The organism is Mesorhizobium sp. CA4, from assembly GCF_020165075.1.
Classification (GTDB): Bacteria; Pseudomonadota; Alphaproteobacteria; order Rhizobiales; family Rhizobiaceae; genus Mesorhizobium.
Genome location: NZ_JAIUHK010000034.1, coordinates 18,946 through 33,087, shown reverse-complemented (window position 1 = coordinate 33,087; position 14,142 = coordinate 18,946). Strand labels below are relative to the sequence as shown.

The 14,142-nt window shown below is 63.1% G+C and carries 11 protein-coding genes and 3 pseudogenes; 9 read left to right on the top strand and 5 right to left on the bottom strand.

Translation table 11 applies throughout. The features are described 5' to 3' along the window. Positions 1-117 precede the first annotated feature (117 nt). The 4 genes from LB528_RS23900 to LB528_RS23885 all read left to right on the top strand — a co-directional run bounded on the left by LB528_RS23900 (position 118) and on the right by LB528_RS23885 (position 3,876). Positions 118-1,476, top strand: a complete 1,359-nt coding sequence (locus LB528_RS23900) for an Nramp family divalent metal transporter (protein WP_224716543.1) — start codon at positions 118-120, stop codon at positions 1,474-1,476. 36 nt (positions 1,477-1,512) lie between these two features. Continuing rightward, positions 1,513-2,355 (top strand): protein-L-isoaspartate O-methyltransferase family protein, encoded by an 843-nt coding sequence (locus tag LB528_RS23895; protein ID WP_224716542.1) that lies wholly within the window; start codon positions 1,513-1,515, stop codon positions 2,353-2,355. Positions 2,356-2,466: 111 nt separating this feature from the next. Then, positions 2,467-3,117, top strand: a complete 651-nt coding sequence (locus tag LB528_RS23890; protein WP_224716541.1) for a dihydrofolate reductase family protein — start codon at positions 2,467-2,469, stop codon at positions 3,115-3,117. Between the two features lie 81 nt (positions 3,118-3,198). Further along, positions 3,199-3,876 carry a glutathione S-transferase family protein gene (locus LB528_RS23885; protein WP_224716540.1) on the top strand — a complete coding sequence of 226 codons (678 nt, stop codon included), beginning with the start codon at positions 3,199-3,201 and terminating at the stop codon, positions 3,874-3,876. Here the strand turns inward: LB528_RS23885 and LB528_RS23880 are convergent. After that, a pseudogene (locus LB528_RS23880) lies at positions 3,770-3,994 on the bottom strand (LysR family transcriptional regulator); the annotation flags it as partial. The gene LB528_RS23885 and the pseudogene LB528_RS23880 overlap by 107 nt on opposite strands. A gap of 98 nt (positions 3,995-4,092) precedes the next feature. Between LB528_RS23880 and LB528_RS23875 the strand changes: the two are divergent. Beyond that, the gene (locus tag LB528_RS23875; protein ID WP_224716539.1) at positions 4,093-4,692 is read left to right on the top strand and encodes a LysE family translocator; all 600 of its coding nucleotides are present in this window, start codon (positions 4,093-4,095) and stop codon (positions 4,690-4,692) included. Positions 4,693-4,785: 93 nt separating this feature from the next. On the opposite strand, the gene LB528_RS23870 is transcribed toward LB528_RS23875, so the two are convergent. Beyond that, complete coding sequence (locus tag LB528_RS23870) at positions 4,786-5,964, bottom strand: MFS transporter (protein ID WP_224716538.1); 1,179 nt, start codon at positions 5,962-5,964, stop codon at positions 4,786-4,788. A gap of 192 nt (positions 5,965-6,156) precedes the next feature. Here LB528_RS23870 and LB528_RS23865 point away from each other — a divergent pair, with 192 nt between their 5' ends. The 4 genes and pseudogenes from LB528_RS23865 (at position 6,157) to carB (ending at position 11,938) form a co-directional block, all read left to right on the top strand. After that, positions 6,157-6,513: an ArsR/SmtB family transcription factor gene (locus LB528_RS23865; RefSeq protein WP_224716537.1), complete on the top strand. Its 357-nt coding sequence runs from the start codon at positions 6,157-6,159 to the stop codon at positions 6,511-6,513. A gap of 37 nt (positions 6,514-6,550) precedes the next feature. Continuing rightward, a pseudogene (locus LB528_RS30470) lies at positions 6,551-7,361 on the top strand (metallophosphoesterase family protein). Further along, positions 7,345-8,172: an SH3 domain-containing protein gene (locus LB528_RS23850; RefSeq protein ID WP_224716534.1), complete on the top strand. Its 828-nt coding sequence runs from the start codon at positions 7,345-7,347 to the stop codon at positions 8,170-8,172. The pseudogene LB528_RS30470 and the gene LB528_RS23850 overlap by 17 nt, the downstream one beginning before the upstream one ends. A gap of 262 nt (positions 8,173-8,434) precedes the next feature. Next, entirely contained in the window at positions 8,435-11,938 is a 3,504-nt protein-coding gene (carB, locus tag LB528_RS23845; RefSeq protein WP_224716533.1) for a carbamoyl-phosphate synthase large subunit, read from the top strand. A gap of 24 nt (positions 11,939-11,962) precedes the next feature. Here the strand turns inward: carB and LB528_RS23840 are convergent, their stop codons facing one another. From LB528_RS23840 to LB528_RS30465, 3 genes and pseudogenes are all read right to left on the bottom strand, one after another. Continuing rightward, on the bottom strand, positions 11,963-12,982 hold the full coding sequence (locus LB528_RS23840) for a P-loop ATPase, Sll1717 family (protein WP_224716532.1): 1,020 nt from the start codon (positions 12,980-12,982) through the stop codon (positions 11,963-11,965). After that, the gene (locus LB528_RS23835) at positions 12,979-13,434 is read right to left on the bottom strand and encodes a hypothetical protein (protein WP_224716531.1); all 456 of its coding nucleotides are present in this window, start codon (positions 13,432-13,434) and stop codon (positions 12,979-12,981) included. The genes LB528_RS23840 and LB528_RS23835 overlap by 4 nt, the downstream gene beginning before the upstream one ends. A 141-nt stretch (positions 13,435-13,575) precedes the next feature. Beyond that, positions 13,576-13,967, bottom strand: a pseudogene (locus tag LB528_RS30465) (RidA family protein). Between the last annotated feature and the right edge of the window lie 175 nt (positions 13,968-14,142).

Below are 14,142 nucleotides of genomic sequence, written 5' to 3'. Positions count from 1 at the left end.
GCGTCCAGACTTGCTCCGGCGTATCACGAAAGCATGAACAATGAAATATAGCCTATTGCATAATGTTGAGCCATGGCGTACATGAAAGGAACATTCGACAATTCCGGCGGAAATCCCATGTCCGATGCCGATGCAGCAACCGTAGCCCGACCCGCATGGCGATTTGACAGGCCCGACGACGAGCCGCCCAGCCTGCGCGAGGTGAATGCTTCGATCGCGGTGCCACAGACCGGCGTCTGGTTCCGCCGCCTGTTTGCCTTCATGGGACCGGGCTATATGGTCTCGGTCGGTTACATGGATCCGGGCAACTGGGCGACCGATCTCGCCGGCGGCGCGCAGTTCGGCTACACGCTGCTTTTCATCATCATGCTGTCCAACCTGATGGCGATCCTGCTGCAGGCGCTTGCCGCGCGTCTTGGCATCGCCACCGGCCGCGACCTCGCCCAGGCCTGCCGCGCCTACTATCCGCGCCCTGTCAATCTGGTGCTCTGGATGGCCTGCGAGCTGGCGATCATCGCCTGCGACCTCGCCGAGGTGATCGGCACGGCGATCGCGCTGCAGCTTCTGTTCGGCATTCCGCTGATCGGCGGCGCCATGCTGACCGCGCTCGACGCCTTCCTGGTGCTTCTCTTGATGAACAAGGGCTTCCGCTATCTCGAAGCCTTCGTCATCGCCTTGCTGATCATCATCTTCGGCTGCTTTGCCATCCAGATCTTCGTCGCCGCGCCGCCGGCCGGCACGATCCTGCATTCGATGTTCGTGCCGTCGTCGCAGATCGTCACCAATCCGGCGATGCTCTACATCGCCATCGGCATCATCGGCGCCACCGTGATGCCGCACAATCTCTATCTGCACTCCTCGATCGTGCAGACCCGCGCCTATGAGCGCACCGACAGCGGTAAGCGCGACGCCATCAAATGGGCAACGACGGATTCGACCATCGCGCTGATTCTGGCGCTGTTCGTCAATGCGTCGATCCTGATCGTTGCGGCGGTCGCCTTCCACGATACCGGCCATAACGACGTTGCCGAGATCGGTCAGGCTTTCGAGCTGCTGTCGCCGCTGCTGGTCCTGAGCATCGCCTCGATCCTGTTCGCGGTCGCGCTGCTTGCCTCCGGCCTGAACTCGACCGTCACCGCGACGCTCGCCGGCCAGATCGTGATGGAAGGCTTTTTGCGGCTGCGCATCCCGCAATGGGCGCGGCGCCTTATGACGCGCGGCATCGCCATCGTCCCGGTGGTGGTCATCACCGCGCTCTATGGCGAAAAGGGCACGGCCCAGCTGCTTGTGTTCAGCCAGGTGGTGCTGTCGATGCAACTGCCCTTCGCGGTCATCCCGCTGGTGCAGTTCGTGTCCGACCGCAAGAAGATGGGCAGTTTCGCCATACCGCGTGCCGTCGCGGTCCTGGCCTGGGTGGTGGCCGCAATCATCCTCGTTCTCAACGTCAAGCTGCTCTACGACACCTTCGCCGGCTGACCGCGACATTCCAGCCGGACGCGCTATCTTGGCGCTATGGCCAAACCGGACGAAGCCCGCAGATTCTACGCCAGGCTGATGGCTGCGCAGGCCCGGTCGGCCGATCCGCGCATCGAGGAGGTGTTCGCCTCGGTACCGCGTGAGGCTTTCCTGGGTCCGGGGCCATGGACTGTCTTTGCCGGCGAAGGCCGGTTCGAGACACCGAGCGCCGATCCTGGCTACATCTACCAGAATGTCCTCGTCGTGCTCGATGCCGACAAGGGCATCAACAATGGCGAGCCGATGCTGCACGCGATGTGGCTCGGCAAGGTCGAGCCGAAGCCGGGCGAGCACGTTACCCATATCGGCGCCGGCACAGGCTATTACACGGCGCTGCTGGCGAGACTGGTCGAGCCGGGCGGCGGCGTCACCGCCTTCGAGATCGAGGCCGATCTTGCCGCGCGCGCCAAGGCGAACCTTGCCCGATACGCCAACGTCGAAATTATCCAGGGCAACGCCGTCGCCAAGCCGTTGCCGCCCTCCGATATCATCTATGTCAATGCCGGCGTAGTCGCGCCGCCCACCGCATGGCTGAAAGCGCTGAAACCCGGCGGCCGCATGGTCTTTCCCTGGCGCCCTTCCGAAACGGTCGGCCTCGCGGTCCTCATAACCCGCCTGGAAAACGGCCTTGCTTGCAGGCCCTTCATGGGCTCCTGGTTCATCCCTTGCGTCGGCGCCTCCACCGCCGAGCCGGGCGCGAAAATACCGACACGCGAGCGCGCCGCGCGCACCCGCTCGATCTGGCTGAGGAAAGACAAGACGCCCGACCGCACCGCCACTGCCGTCTTCGGCGAGGTCTGGTTCTCGTCACGCACCATTCGCGCCGACAACACGCGATAGAAATTCGCGGGGCCGAGTCGGAAAGCGGCCTTGCCGTCCGTCCTTGGAGCAATTCCAGGAAAGACAGAAATCCGGCCGCGATGGCGCGGATCAGCGAAAAGGAGAAGACAGATGCGCAAGATCATCGCCGCCACGTTCGTCAGCCTCGACGGCGTCATGCAGGCGCCGGGCGGGCCGGAAGAGGATCCGGTCGGCGGCTTCAAATTCGGCGGCTGGACCTTCCATTATTTTGACGAGGTGGCAGGCGCGGCCATGGAGGAACTGTTCTCCAAACCCTTCGACCTGCTGCTCGGCCGCAGAACCTACGACATCTTCGCCGCGTACTGGCCGTATCAGAACGACGCCATCGCCGACGTCTTCAACCCTGCGACCAAGTATGTGGCGACGCACCGCCCGGAGTCGCTGACCTGGCAGAACACCCAGTCGCTCGGCCCCGACATCATTGAGCGGATTAACGAACTCAAGCGGGAAGACGGGCCGGACCTGCTCATCCAGGGATCGGGCAATCTGATCCAGACCCTGCTGGCCCACGGGCTGATCGACGAGATCCGGCTGATGACCTTCCCGCTGGTGCTGGGCAAGGGTAAGCGGCTGTTCGGCGACAACGCAATGCCGGCGGCCTTCAAGCTCGTCAAATCGCAGGCTTCCACCACCGGCGTCATCATGGCGACCTATGAGCGCGGAGGCGAAATCCGTACGGGCTCGTTTGCCCAGCAGGAGCCTTCCCAGGCCGAGCTCGAACGGCGCAGGACCTGGAAGTAGCACAAGGCTGTCGCGCGGCGGGCCAGACCTGCCGCGCATTGCCTCTCTTTCAAACGACGATTGAACGGTCAGGAGCCGCCGATGATGCCCACCATCACCGCCTTTGAACGATCGCCCGATGGCGGCAGAGGGCTCGCGCGTGACATGCAAGTCCGTTGGGCGCTCGAGGAAGTCGGTCAGCCCTATGATGTCCGCCTCGTTTCGTTCAATGCGATGAAGCAACGCGCGCATCTTGCGATCAATCCATTCGGCAGTATCCCGACCTACCAAGAAGGCGATCTCGCTCTGTTCGAGTCAGGCGCGATCGTCCTCCACATCGCGGTGCGTCACGCGGGCCTGTTGCCCGACGATGCGAACGCCCGGGCGCGCGCGGTCGCCTGGATGTTCGCCGCGTACAGCACAGTGGAGCCGCCGATCCTCGAGCGCGCAACGGCCGTGATCCTCGAGCGCGATGCGCCGTGGCACGATGAGCGCCTGCCCCTGGTCGATGACCGGATCCGCAAGCGGCTGGCCGAGCTCTCCCGCCATCTCGGCGATTCCGACTGGCTCGATGGCGCGTTCAGCGCCGGCGACCTTGTCATGGTGGGCGTGCTGCGCCGGCTGCAGAGATCGGGACTGCTGAACGAGTTCCCGAACGTTGCCGCCTATGTCGCAGGCGCCTGGCCTTGTCGAGCAGTCGCTCGCCGGAGCGCGTCAGCCTCAGGCCGCGGCGGTCGCGCTCGAACAGGCTCTGGCCGAGCACCTCCTCCAGCCGCTTGACCTGTTGGCTGACGGCGCCTTGCGTCAGGTGAAGCGCATTGGCGGCCGCCGTCATGCTGGCCTTATCGGCGGCGGTGACGAAGGTGCGGATGAGAGTCGTGTCGAGGTCGCGGATCATAATAACATTATAATTGCTAATGGAAGCCATATCAAACATTGCGTTTACTGATGCCGCCAAGCGCCTCAGCATGCCTGCTCCTCGATTGGGAAGCTCGCATGTCAAACACCATCATCCCGCTGGTCCTGTTCGCGCTGATCTCCACCTCGACGCCTGGCATCGCCACGACATTGTCGACCGCGTCCGGCGCGCAATTCGGCTTTCGCCGGTCGGTGCCGCTGATGGCCGGCAGCGCTGCGGGGCTGGCTACCGTGGCAGCCGCGGGCGCGGCAGGCCTGGCTGGACTTCTAGCCGCCATTCCATCCCTGCAGCTTGCCATGAAGATCGCCGGCTCGCTCTATCTGATCTGGCTGGCGATCAAGATCGGCCGCAGCGGTCCGCCCAACCTCGATATCAGCATGGCCAAGCCGAACAGCTTTTTCGGCGGCGCCGGCATCCAGTGGGTGAATCCGAAAGGCTGGGCAATGGGGCTCGGCGCCGCCGCATCTTTCGCGGCCCTGGCGGATGGTCCGCTGCAACTCGCACTGCTGCTGGGTGCCGTGTTCGGGCTGACCGCAGCGTTCTCGCTGTCGCTGTGGTGCGTGGCGGGAACCCTGCTTGCCCGCCTGCTCAAGACCGAGCGCCAATGGCGTGCGCTCAACATCGTGCTCGGCCTTTTGCTGGCCGCCTCGATCCTGCAGATGTGGCGGCCAGCTTAAGAGAGGATCGGACGGCGAAGTGCGCCGGCCGGCGCAAGACCGACAGCCGTCCCTTCGAACTGAGGAGGCGGCCGTCAACCAAGCTTTGACTGGTTATTCCGCCGGCATCGCCACGGGGCGGGCCAACATCCGGCCGGCAAGCACGACGCCCAGCCCGACGATCGGGAACACGGCCGCGACCAGGCCGAGATCGGCCGGGGCGCCGAAGCGCAGCACCGCGGCTCCGACCACCGCGCCCAGCGCAACGCCGAGATAGAGCGCCGAGGCGTTGAGCGACAAGACGATCGGCGCGGCATCCGGCGCTATCTTTATGATGCGGCTCGCCTGCGCCGGCGGGAAGGCCCAGCCGACAATGCCCCACGGCACCATCATAGCCATCAGCGCCGGCCCGGCGATCGACTGCGGCAGGAAGGTCGGGATCAGCGAGAAGGTGGCGAGCATCGCGGCGGAGAGGGCCAGCGACCAGGCGACGGTTCGGGTGGGGCCGAAGCGGTCGGCGGCCTGCCCGCCGGCGATGTTGCCGATGACGGCGCCGACACCGAAAGCGAGCAGCATGCCCGGCAGCGCGATCGGGGAGAGCCCGCCGCTTTCAATGGCCAAGGGCGCGATGAAGGCAAAGACGGTGAAGGCTCCGATCAGCGCCAGCACCGTGGTCAGCAGGATCGGCATCACGCCGGGCCGCACAGCCGCCGCCAGCCGCGCTCTCAGCGGCAGCTTGGTGCCGACGATGCCGCGCGGCAACCGGTACCACAGGATCGCTCCGGCCAGCGCGCCGAGCCCGGCGATGGCGAAGAAAGTGCCGCGCCAGCCGGCGATCGCCGCGACCAGCGCGCCGAGCGGCGCGCCGACCGCGACGGCCACCGTGGTGCCGCCGACGACGACGGCGATGGCGCGTGCCCGGTGGTGGTCGTCGACCAGCGCCACCGCCGTGCCTTGCGCGGTCGCCGCGAACAGGCCGGACGACAGCGCCATCACGATGCGGGCGATCAAAAGCAGCTCGAAGGACGAACTGAGCGCGGCAGCAACATTACCAAGGACGAAGAACACCAGCGTCCACAAGATGACGCGCCGCCGGTCCCATTCCCCGGTCAGCGTCGCCAGCACCGGCGCGCCGAACGCATAGGCGAGCGCGAAGGCGGTGATCAGCGAGCCGGCGAGCGGCACGGATATGCCGGCGTCAGTGGCGATGTCGGGAAGAAGGCTGGAGATGACGAAGCCTTCGGTCGAGATCGCGAACGATCCGAGCGCAAGCCAGAAGATCCGCTTGTCCATGGAAGCTGTCCTTAGTTCAAAAGTTATTGAACAATTGGACATAGCGGGGCATGATGTCAACCGAGCCGGGAGAAAATAGCTGAACCCTGCTGACAGCACTGTGTCAGGACGGGCCGAAAGGAAGAGGCTATGTCTGTCGGCAGAAAAGGAAGCCGCGTTGAAGTTCGTGCCGTTTGTGCTTAATTCTGGGCCATGAGCCTGCCCCATCCAACCGCCGACCAGATCAGCCTGCCGATCGTGCTCGCCGTGCTCGGCGACCCGACCCGGCTTGCCATCGTGCGCTATCTGGCTCGCAAGGAAGGCGTGCCGCTGAACTGCAGCAAGTTCCTCGACCTCGCCTCCAAGACCAATCTCAGCTACCACCTTGCCAAGCTGCGCGAGGCGGGCGTCACCCGCAGCGAGGCGGTCGGCACCAGCCGGTTGATCACGCTGCGCCGCGACGACCTCGACAAGCGCTTCCCCGGCCTGCTCGACAGCGTGATCGCCGCGGCTGACGGCGACAAGGATCTGCCGGCGGTCGGCACCTCCGAGATGGAACTCGAGGCCTGATTGCGGCACTGACGAAATTGCCTGTCATGGAGCTCTCATGCGGATCGCTGTAGTGGCCGACATCCACGGCAACGTGCTCGCCTTGGACGCTGTGCTCGACGATCTGAACCAGCGAGGCGGCGCCGACATCATCGTCAATCTCGGCGACTGCGTCTCCGGCCCGCTCTGGCCGCGCGAGACGATGGAACGTTTGCAGGCGCTCAACCTGCCGACGGTGCGCGGCAATCACGACCGCCGCGTGGCGCAGGACACAGCCGATGAAGTCATGTGGCCGTCCGATCGCTACGCCCGGGGACGGCTGACAGCGCCACAGCGCGAGGCGTTGCTCGCCCTGCCGCTCACATTGGAGGTCGTGCCCGGCGTCATAGCCTTCCACGCCCGGCCGGACCATGACGAAAAATAATCTTGCCGACGCCATTGTCGATGGCCAGTTGGTGCGCGCGCCGCTCGCCGCGATCAGGCGCCGGCTGAAGCCGCTCGATCCGGCCTGCCGCCTCGTGCTGTGCGGCCACAGCCACCGCAACGAGCTGATCCGCATCCCCGACGGTCCGGTCATCTTCAACCCCGGCAGCGTCGGCTGCCCCGCCTATGACGATGACACGCCGCCGGCGCATGTCTCCGAGCAAGGCTCGCCGCACGCCCGCTACGGCATCGTCGAGCTGGACGTGCCCGGCCGCGCCGACCGCTTCGCGGCGATCGCTGTGGACTACGACCATGAAGCCGCCGCAAAGCAGGCCGAACAGGCGGGACGGCCAGAATGGGCACACGCGCTGCGGACCGGATTTATGAGGATTGAGCGGAGTTCATATCCCGATCGAGCGGAGCCTATGCATGAAGCGCAGGGTTAGGCTCCCATCGACGCTGCTCTTCGTCGCTCCATTGCTGGCGGCGGCCCTGCCGGCCGTGGCCCAGGATGCGCCGGGACCGATCGTTTCGATTATCGGCGGCCTGGCGCCGGACGATCTCCTCAATATCCGCGTCACCGCTTCGCCGAGTGGAAAGGTGGCGGCGCGGCTGCCCAACGGCACGGCCGTGAAGAATTACGGCTGCAACGTCGTCAACGGCTATCCCTGGTGCAAGGTCGAGGATACGCAGGACGCGCATATCGTCGGTTGGGCGCCCGCCCGCTATCTCAGCCCCAACAACCCTGCGCCGGCGCCTGAAGATGCCGCCGCGCCGGCGACGGATGCAAACCTGCCAGGGGAAGCCAACGCGCCCGAGTCTTCCGAAGAACCGCAGCCGGACATTGCGGCGCGCCTGGGCCGCAGCGAGCCAGCCGCTCCGCCAACGGCAATCGATATCAGCGTAATCGCCATGCGGGATGCCTACGCCCTCGCCTTCGCGGCCTCGGCAACCTCTCAGGCCGATGCCCCTGCCCCCGATGCCAGCGGCATCCCCTGCGCCCGCCATGTCGGCCAGCCGATGACCCGCTGCGAAATCAGTGTCGCGCATGAGGGCGGCGACAGCGTCGTGACCGTGACCTGGCCGGACGGCGGCACCCGCCTCATCAATTTCCGCGACGGCAAGCCCGCCGGCTGCGACTCCTCCGACGAATTCCGTTTCACCCGCGAAGGCAGCCTCAACATGATCCGCATTGGCGTTTCCGAGCGCTTCGAGATCACGGACGCACTGGCGTTGGGTACTGATACAGGGGAATAAGGCAGTAGGGCAGTAGGGAAGAGAGCCCCTACTGCCCTACTGCCCTACTGCCCTACTGCCCTACTGCCCTACTGCCCTACTGCCCTACTGCCCTACTCCCCTACTCCCCTACTCCCCTACTCCCTCATTTTCGGGGTTACATCCGCCAAAACTCTTCCCTATAAGGCCCTCCTAGCCTGATACCAGAATCGCAAGCACAACCGGCCGGGTCCTTCCCGCCCGGTTTTTCGTGCAAGCTGCTCGCCGAACGGAACCCGTAGACATGCCAAGACGCACCGACATCAAGTCGATCCTGATCATCGGGGCCGGCCCCATCGTCATCGGCCAGGCTTGCGAGTTCGACTATTCCGGCACCCAGGCCTGCAAGGCGCTGAAGGAAGAGGGCTTCCGCGTCATCCTGGTCAACTCCAATCCGGCCACCATCATGACCGATCCGGAGCTGGCCGACGCCACCTATATCGAGCCGATCACGCCCGAAGTGGTGGCCAAGATCATCGCCAAGGAGCGGCCGGATGCGCTGCTGCCGACCATGGGCGGCCAGACCGCGCTCAACACCGCGCTGTCGCTGCGCCGCATGGGCGTGCTCGAGCGCTATCAAGTGGAGATGATCGGCGCCGACGCGGCCGCCATCGACAAGGCCGAGGACCGCGCGCTGTTCCGCGAGGCGATGAGCAAGATCGGGCTGGAGACGCCGAAGTCGATGCTGGCCAACGCCACCGACGTCAAGAACGCCGACCGCAAGACGCATGAGGCCGAGCGCGCCGCGCTGAAGGCCGAACATCCCGAAAACCTCGACGCCGCGCTCGATGCGCTGGAAACCCGCTGGAACCTCGGCGAAGGCGACCGCAAGCAGCGCTATATCAGCCACGCCATGGCGATCGCCGCCCAGGCGCTCGACCATGTCGGCCTGCCGGCCATCATCCGCCCCTCCTTCACCATGGGCGGCACCGGCGGCGGCATCGCCTACAACCGCGCCGAATTCTACGACATCGTCCAGTCCGGCCTCGACGCCTCGCCCACCACCGAGGTGCTGATCGAGGAGAGCGTGCTCGGCTGGAAGGAGTACGAGATGGAGGTCGTCCGCGACAGGGCGGACAACTGCATCATCATCTGCTCGATCGAGAACCTCGATCCGATGGGCGTGCATACCGGCGATTCCATCACCGTCGCGCCGGCGCTGACGCTGACTGACAAGGAATATCAGATGATGCGCAACGCCTCGATCGCGGTGCTGCGCGAGATCGGCGTCGAGACCGGCGGCTCCAACGTGCAGTTCGCCGTCAACCCGGCCGACGGCCGGCTGGTGGTCATCGAGATGAACCCGCGCGTCTCGCGCTCGTCGGCGCTTGCCTCGAAGGCCACCGGCTTCCCGATCGCCAAGGTCGCGGCCAAGCTTGCCGTCGGCTACACGCTGGACGAGCTGGAGAACGATATCACCGGCGGCGCAACGCCGGCCTCGTTCGAGCCCACCATCGATTACGTGGTGACGAAGATCCCGCGCTTTGCCTTCGAGAAATTCCCCGGCGCCGAGCCGGTGCTGACCACCGCCATGAAGTCGGTGGGCGAAGTAATGGCCATCGGCCGCACCTTCCAGGAATCGCTGCAGAAGGCTTTGCGCGGACTGGAAACGGGCCTCACCGGATTGGATGAGATCGAGATTCCGGGCCTTGGCCACGGGAGCACCGCCGCCAGCCACACCGACGACCGCAACGCGATCCGCGCCGCGCTCGGCACGCCGACGCCGGACCGGCTGCGCATGGTGGCGCAGGCGATCCGCATGGGCACCTCGCTGGAAGACGTGCACGCCATGTGCAAGATCGACCCGTGGTTCCTCGAGCAGATCGCCGGCATCATCGCCATGGAGGAACGCGTCCGCGAGCACGGCCTGCCGCAGGATGCCGTCAATCTGCGCATGCTGAAGGCGATGGGTTTTTCCGACGCCCGCCTCGCGTCGCTGACGAAGACCGACGCGGAAGCGATTCAGAAGGCTAGGCAAAAGCTCGACGTTCATCCGGTCTACAAGCGCATCGACACCTGCGCGGCCGAATTCGCCTCGCCGACCGCCTATATGTACTCGACCTATGAAGTGCCCTTCGTCGGCGAGCCCGCAAACGAGGCGCGCGTGTCGTCGCGCAAGAAGGTCGTCATCCTCGGCGGCGGCCCGAACCGCATCGGCCAGGGCATCGAGTTCGACTATTGCTGCTGCCACGCCGCCTTCGCGCTGCGCGACGCCGGCTATGAAGCGATCATGGTCAACTGCAACCCGGAGACGGTCTCGACCGACTACGACACTTCCGACCGCCTCTATTTCGATCCGCTGACGGCGGAGGACGTGCTGGAGATCCTGCGCGCCGAGCAGGCGTCCGGCGAGTTGGTCGGCGTCATCGTCCAGTTCGGCGGCCAGACGCCGCTGAAGCTGGCCGACGCGCTGGAGAAGGCCGGCATCCCGATCCTCGGCACCTCGCCCGACATGATCGACTTGGCGGAGGACCGCGACCGCTTCCAGAAGCTCCTGCACAAGCTGAACCTCAGCCAGCCGAAGAACGGCATCGCCTATTCGGTCGAGCAGGCGCGCCTCGTCGCCGGCGAGCTCGGCTTCCCGCTGGTAGTGCGCCCGTCCTATGTGCTCGGCGGCCGCGCCATGCAGATCATCCACGACGAAGGCATGCTGCAGACCTATCTGCTCGACACCGTGCCCGGCCTTGTGCCGGAGGACATCAAGCAGAAATACCCCAATGACAAGACCGGCCAGATCAACACGCTGCTGGGCAAGAACCCGCTGCTGTTCGACACCTATCTCTCCGGCGCCATCGAAGTCGATGTCGATTGCCTGTGCGACGGCAAGGATACTTTCGTCTCCGGCATTCTGGAGCATATCGAGGAAGCCGGTATCCATTCGGGCGATAGCGCCTGCTCGCTCCCCGTTCACTCGCTGCCCTCCGACCTCGTCGACGAGCTGGAGCGCCAGACGGCGGCCCTGGCCCGCGCGCTCAATGTCGGCGGCCTGATGAATGTGCAGTATGCGATCAAGGACGGCACGGTCTATGTGCTGGAGGTCAACCCCCGCGCCTCGCGCACCGTGCCCTTCGTCGCCAAGACCATCGGGCGTCCGATCGCGAAAATCGCCGCGCGCATCATGGCCGGCGAGACGCTGGAAAACGCCTTCGCCCATTACGGCGCCATGCCCGACGCGCGCAACCCGGGCCACATCGCGGTCAAGGAAGCCGTCTTCCCCTTCGCGCGCTTCCCCGGCGTCGACATCCTGCTCGGCCCGGAGATGCGCTCGACCGGCGAGGTGATGGGCCTCGACCGCGATTTCGCGCTGGCCTTCGCCAAGAGCCAGCTCGGAGCCGGTGTCGATCTCCCCCGCTCCGGCACGCTGTTCGTCTCGGTGCGCGACGAGGACAAGAAGGGCATCCTGCCGGCCGTCAAACGCCTCGCCGGCCAGGGTTTTAAAGTGCTCGCCACGTCCGGCACCGCCCGCTTCCTTGCCGAGAACGGCGTGGTCGCCGAAAAGATCAACAAGGTCCTCGAAGGCCGCCCCCACATCGAGGACGCCATCCGCAACCGCCAGGTCCAGATCGTCTTCAACACCACCGACGGCCAGAAGGCGGTGTCGGACTCGAAGTCGCTAAGGCGCGCGACGCTGATGCAGAAGGTGCCGTATTACACGACGCTGTCGGGAGCTGCGGCCGTGGCGGAGGCGATTGTGGCGTTAAGGGCGGGGAACCTCGAGGTGCGGCCGCTGCAGGAGTATTTTGGGTGAGGCCTTAACCTATTGATGTGATAGCTAAAATGCTTTTCCCTGGGTGATGTTTAAGCCTTCACGGTAAAGCATAGGTATTTTGTAGCTAGCCCCAATTTCTTCCAGGAAGCCTAGTTCAACCAACCTACGTATGCGAGACATCGCATCTGCTTCTGAGAGGCCCAAGAGTTTCGCGATGGTCTGACGGTTCTGCTCGGCTTTCTGGTCGCGAAACTGCTCAAGGGAAGCCACTAAGTCGCCACCCGCTTCCGCAAAAAGGGTATCTTGAACACGATCTGCGCTCAGCTTCTTTTGAGCCTTCCGAAGTGACTCTGACTCGATAAGCGGGTCGTTACTAACGAAAGGTCGGCCATCGCGTTCCTCGCGTCTGAATTGCGCTTGAAGCGCATTAAGGACAAGGTCCAGCAAATTTCGAGGAGGACGAATGTTGTTTCCATCCCGAATTCTCGACATAATCCAGGTCAAAGTTTCAGGCTTTCTAGTTCCACTATCAACCTGACTCGGAAATACTTTATAAAATAGATCCTTGTCACCTCTGTCGTCAGAAAGAAAACCTATCGAATTCATAAACTTTTTTTTGCGAATTCTTCGACAAAGCATGTTTAAGAGGTCATCTTCCTCCCATACAATTTCTACCTTCTTCGAATTAATATGGGTAAGGTTTACAAAGCCACCTTCCGTAATTTTTCGGAAAAGATCTTTTCTCACAAAAAGCTTTAATCTCAAAAAATCAAGAGAAGTCATATCTAGATAAGTTCTAAATAACGCTCTAAGAGCGGGGACCTCCACATCCTGATAACCTTGGAATGCCTCATCAAGACGGTCTAGAAGAACCCACAGTTTTATGTCACACGCTTTGAGCGCATCGTTTAGTACCTGGAGAAAATGGTCCGAGTAAACTACCGATCCATCACCACCTTTGCCATCAAACTCTGCTCTGCCCGTTATCGATGGAAGGCCATACTCTGTCACAGAACCTGTCAATTCGGCGGCTGAAAATTTCTTGAGCTTAACAAAAATTCCAACCACTGTTTCAAAAATCAATGAGGGATTTGGATCTGCGTTGCGAAGACCTGTTTGCTCCAGAAGACCAGCAAGCTCCTCGTCTTCTGGTTGTAATTTTCACCAAATATATCGAGTGCCCAATTACCAGCTAGAGAGAAAAAGTACGCTTTCCATAGCGTACGATACTGAGCCTCATTTTGATCAGGGATTTGGGCAAGGCGCTGAAAGATTGGGTTGCCTTGCGGATTGAAGGCTGGCAACAATTCCGTGTCGTCCAGAACATTGTACGATCTGTAGTTATTTGACAGCAGTCTAAATATAGCTGTTTTGCCGGTTCCCTTGTCTCCGGCAACTATATCATATTCCCCGCCAATTATCGACTGGAACGTATCTGTTTCAACAAAATATTCTTCCAAATCATCATCAAATTCGGCAACAGACTTGCCAATCTTCAATTTTGAAAGAACTGATTTTGCGGCAATTTCTTCCATTGTCTGCCTCCCCAAAAAGCAAGCTAGACAATTTTCGGGTTTCCTGTCCAGCTTTTACTACCGGCAGCGGTCCAAGGTTCCCGCCCCTATCACGATCCGCCCTGAGCAGCATTTCACCGCCCCTTGACCGGGAGCAACTCCTCACGCCACCGCCACGCACTCGATCTCGATATCGAACTCCATAGGCCATGACGCCACCGGCACGAAACTCCGTGCCGGTGGGTTGGTCGAAAAATACTTCGCATAGACCCGGTTGATGGCGTTGTAGAAGCCGGAATTGACGGCGTAGATGCGCACCATCACCACCTTGTCCAGCGAGCTGCCGGCCGCTTCCAGGCAATGCTTCAGCGCCTTCAGCGACGCTTCGGTCTGCGTTTCGATGTCGCCGCGCCCATCTCGCCGGTCACCATGTCCACCGGCGGCGTCGCCGAGATGAACACGAAGCCGTTGGCCCGCACCGCCGTCGAGCACGGTAGGCCGAGCGCGCGCACCTTGGCCGACATCACGGGCACTTCGATGACTTCCTTGTCCATGGCGGTCCTCCCTTTGCTGCGCGCGAGCTTATCGCGGCAGCGAGGGAACGCCAGCCTTCCCTTCCCCCCTTGTGGGGGAAGGTGGATCGGCGCGCTAGCGCCGAGACGGATGAGGGGTGTTCCAGCGGAATGAGACGCTGGCATTCCCTGGAGCACCCCTCATCCGACCGAGCTT

What these genes read in the sequence shown, in the direction of transcription:
- LB528_RS23900 (WP_224716543.1), top strand. Translation starts at nt 118, where the DNA reads ATGTCCGATGCCGATGCAGCAACCGTAGCCCGACCCGCATGGCGATTT.
- LB528_RS23895 (WP_224716542.1), top strand. Translation starts at nt 1,513, where the DNA reads ATGGCCAAACCGGACGAAGCCCGCAGATTCTACGCCAGGCTGATGGCT.
- LB528_RS23890 (WP_224716541.1), top strand. Translation starts at nt 2,467, where the DNA reads ATGCGCAAGATCATCGCCGCCACGTTCGTCAGCCTCGACGGCGTCATG.
- LB528_RS23885 (WP_224716540.1), top strand. Translation starts at nt 3,199, where the DNA reads ATGATGCCCACCATCACCGCCTTTGAACGATCGCCCGATGGCGGCAGA.
- LB528_RS23875 (WP_224716539.1), top strand. Translation starts at nt 4,093, where the DNA reads ATGTCAAACACCATCATCCCGCTGGTCCTGTTCGCGCTGATCTCCACC.
- LB528_RS23870 (WP_224716538.1), bottom strand. Translation starts at nt 5,964, where the DNA reads ATGGACAAGCGGATCTTCTGGCTTGCGCTCGGATCGTTCGCGATCTCG.
- LB528_RS23865 (WP_224716537.1), top strand. Translation starts at nt 6,157, where the DNA reads ATGAGCCTGCCCCATCCAACCGCCGACCAGATCAGCCTGCCGATCGTG.
- LB528_RS23850 (WP_224716534.1), top strand. Translation starts at nt 7,345, where the DNA reads ATGAAGCGCAGGGTTAGGCTCCCATCGACGCTGCTCTTCGTCGCTCCA.
- carB (WP_224716533.1), top strand. Translation starts at nt 8,435, where the DNA reads ATGCCAAGACGCACCGACATCAAGTCGATCCTGATCATCGGGGCCGGC.
- LB528_RS23835 (WP_224716531.1), bottom strand. Translation starts at nt 13,434, where the DNA reads ATGGAAGAAATTGCCGCAAAATCAGTTCTTTCAAAATTGAAGATTGGC.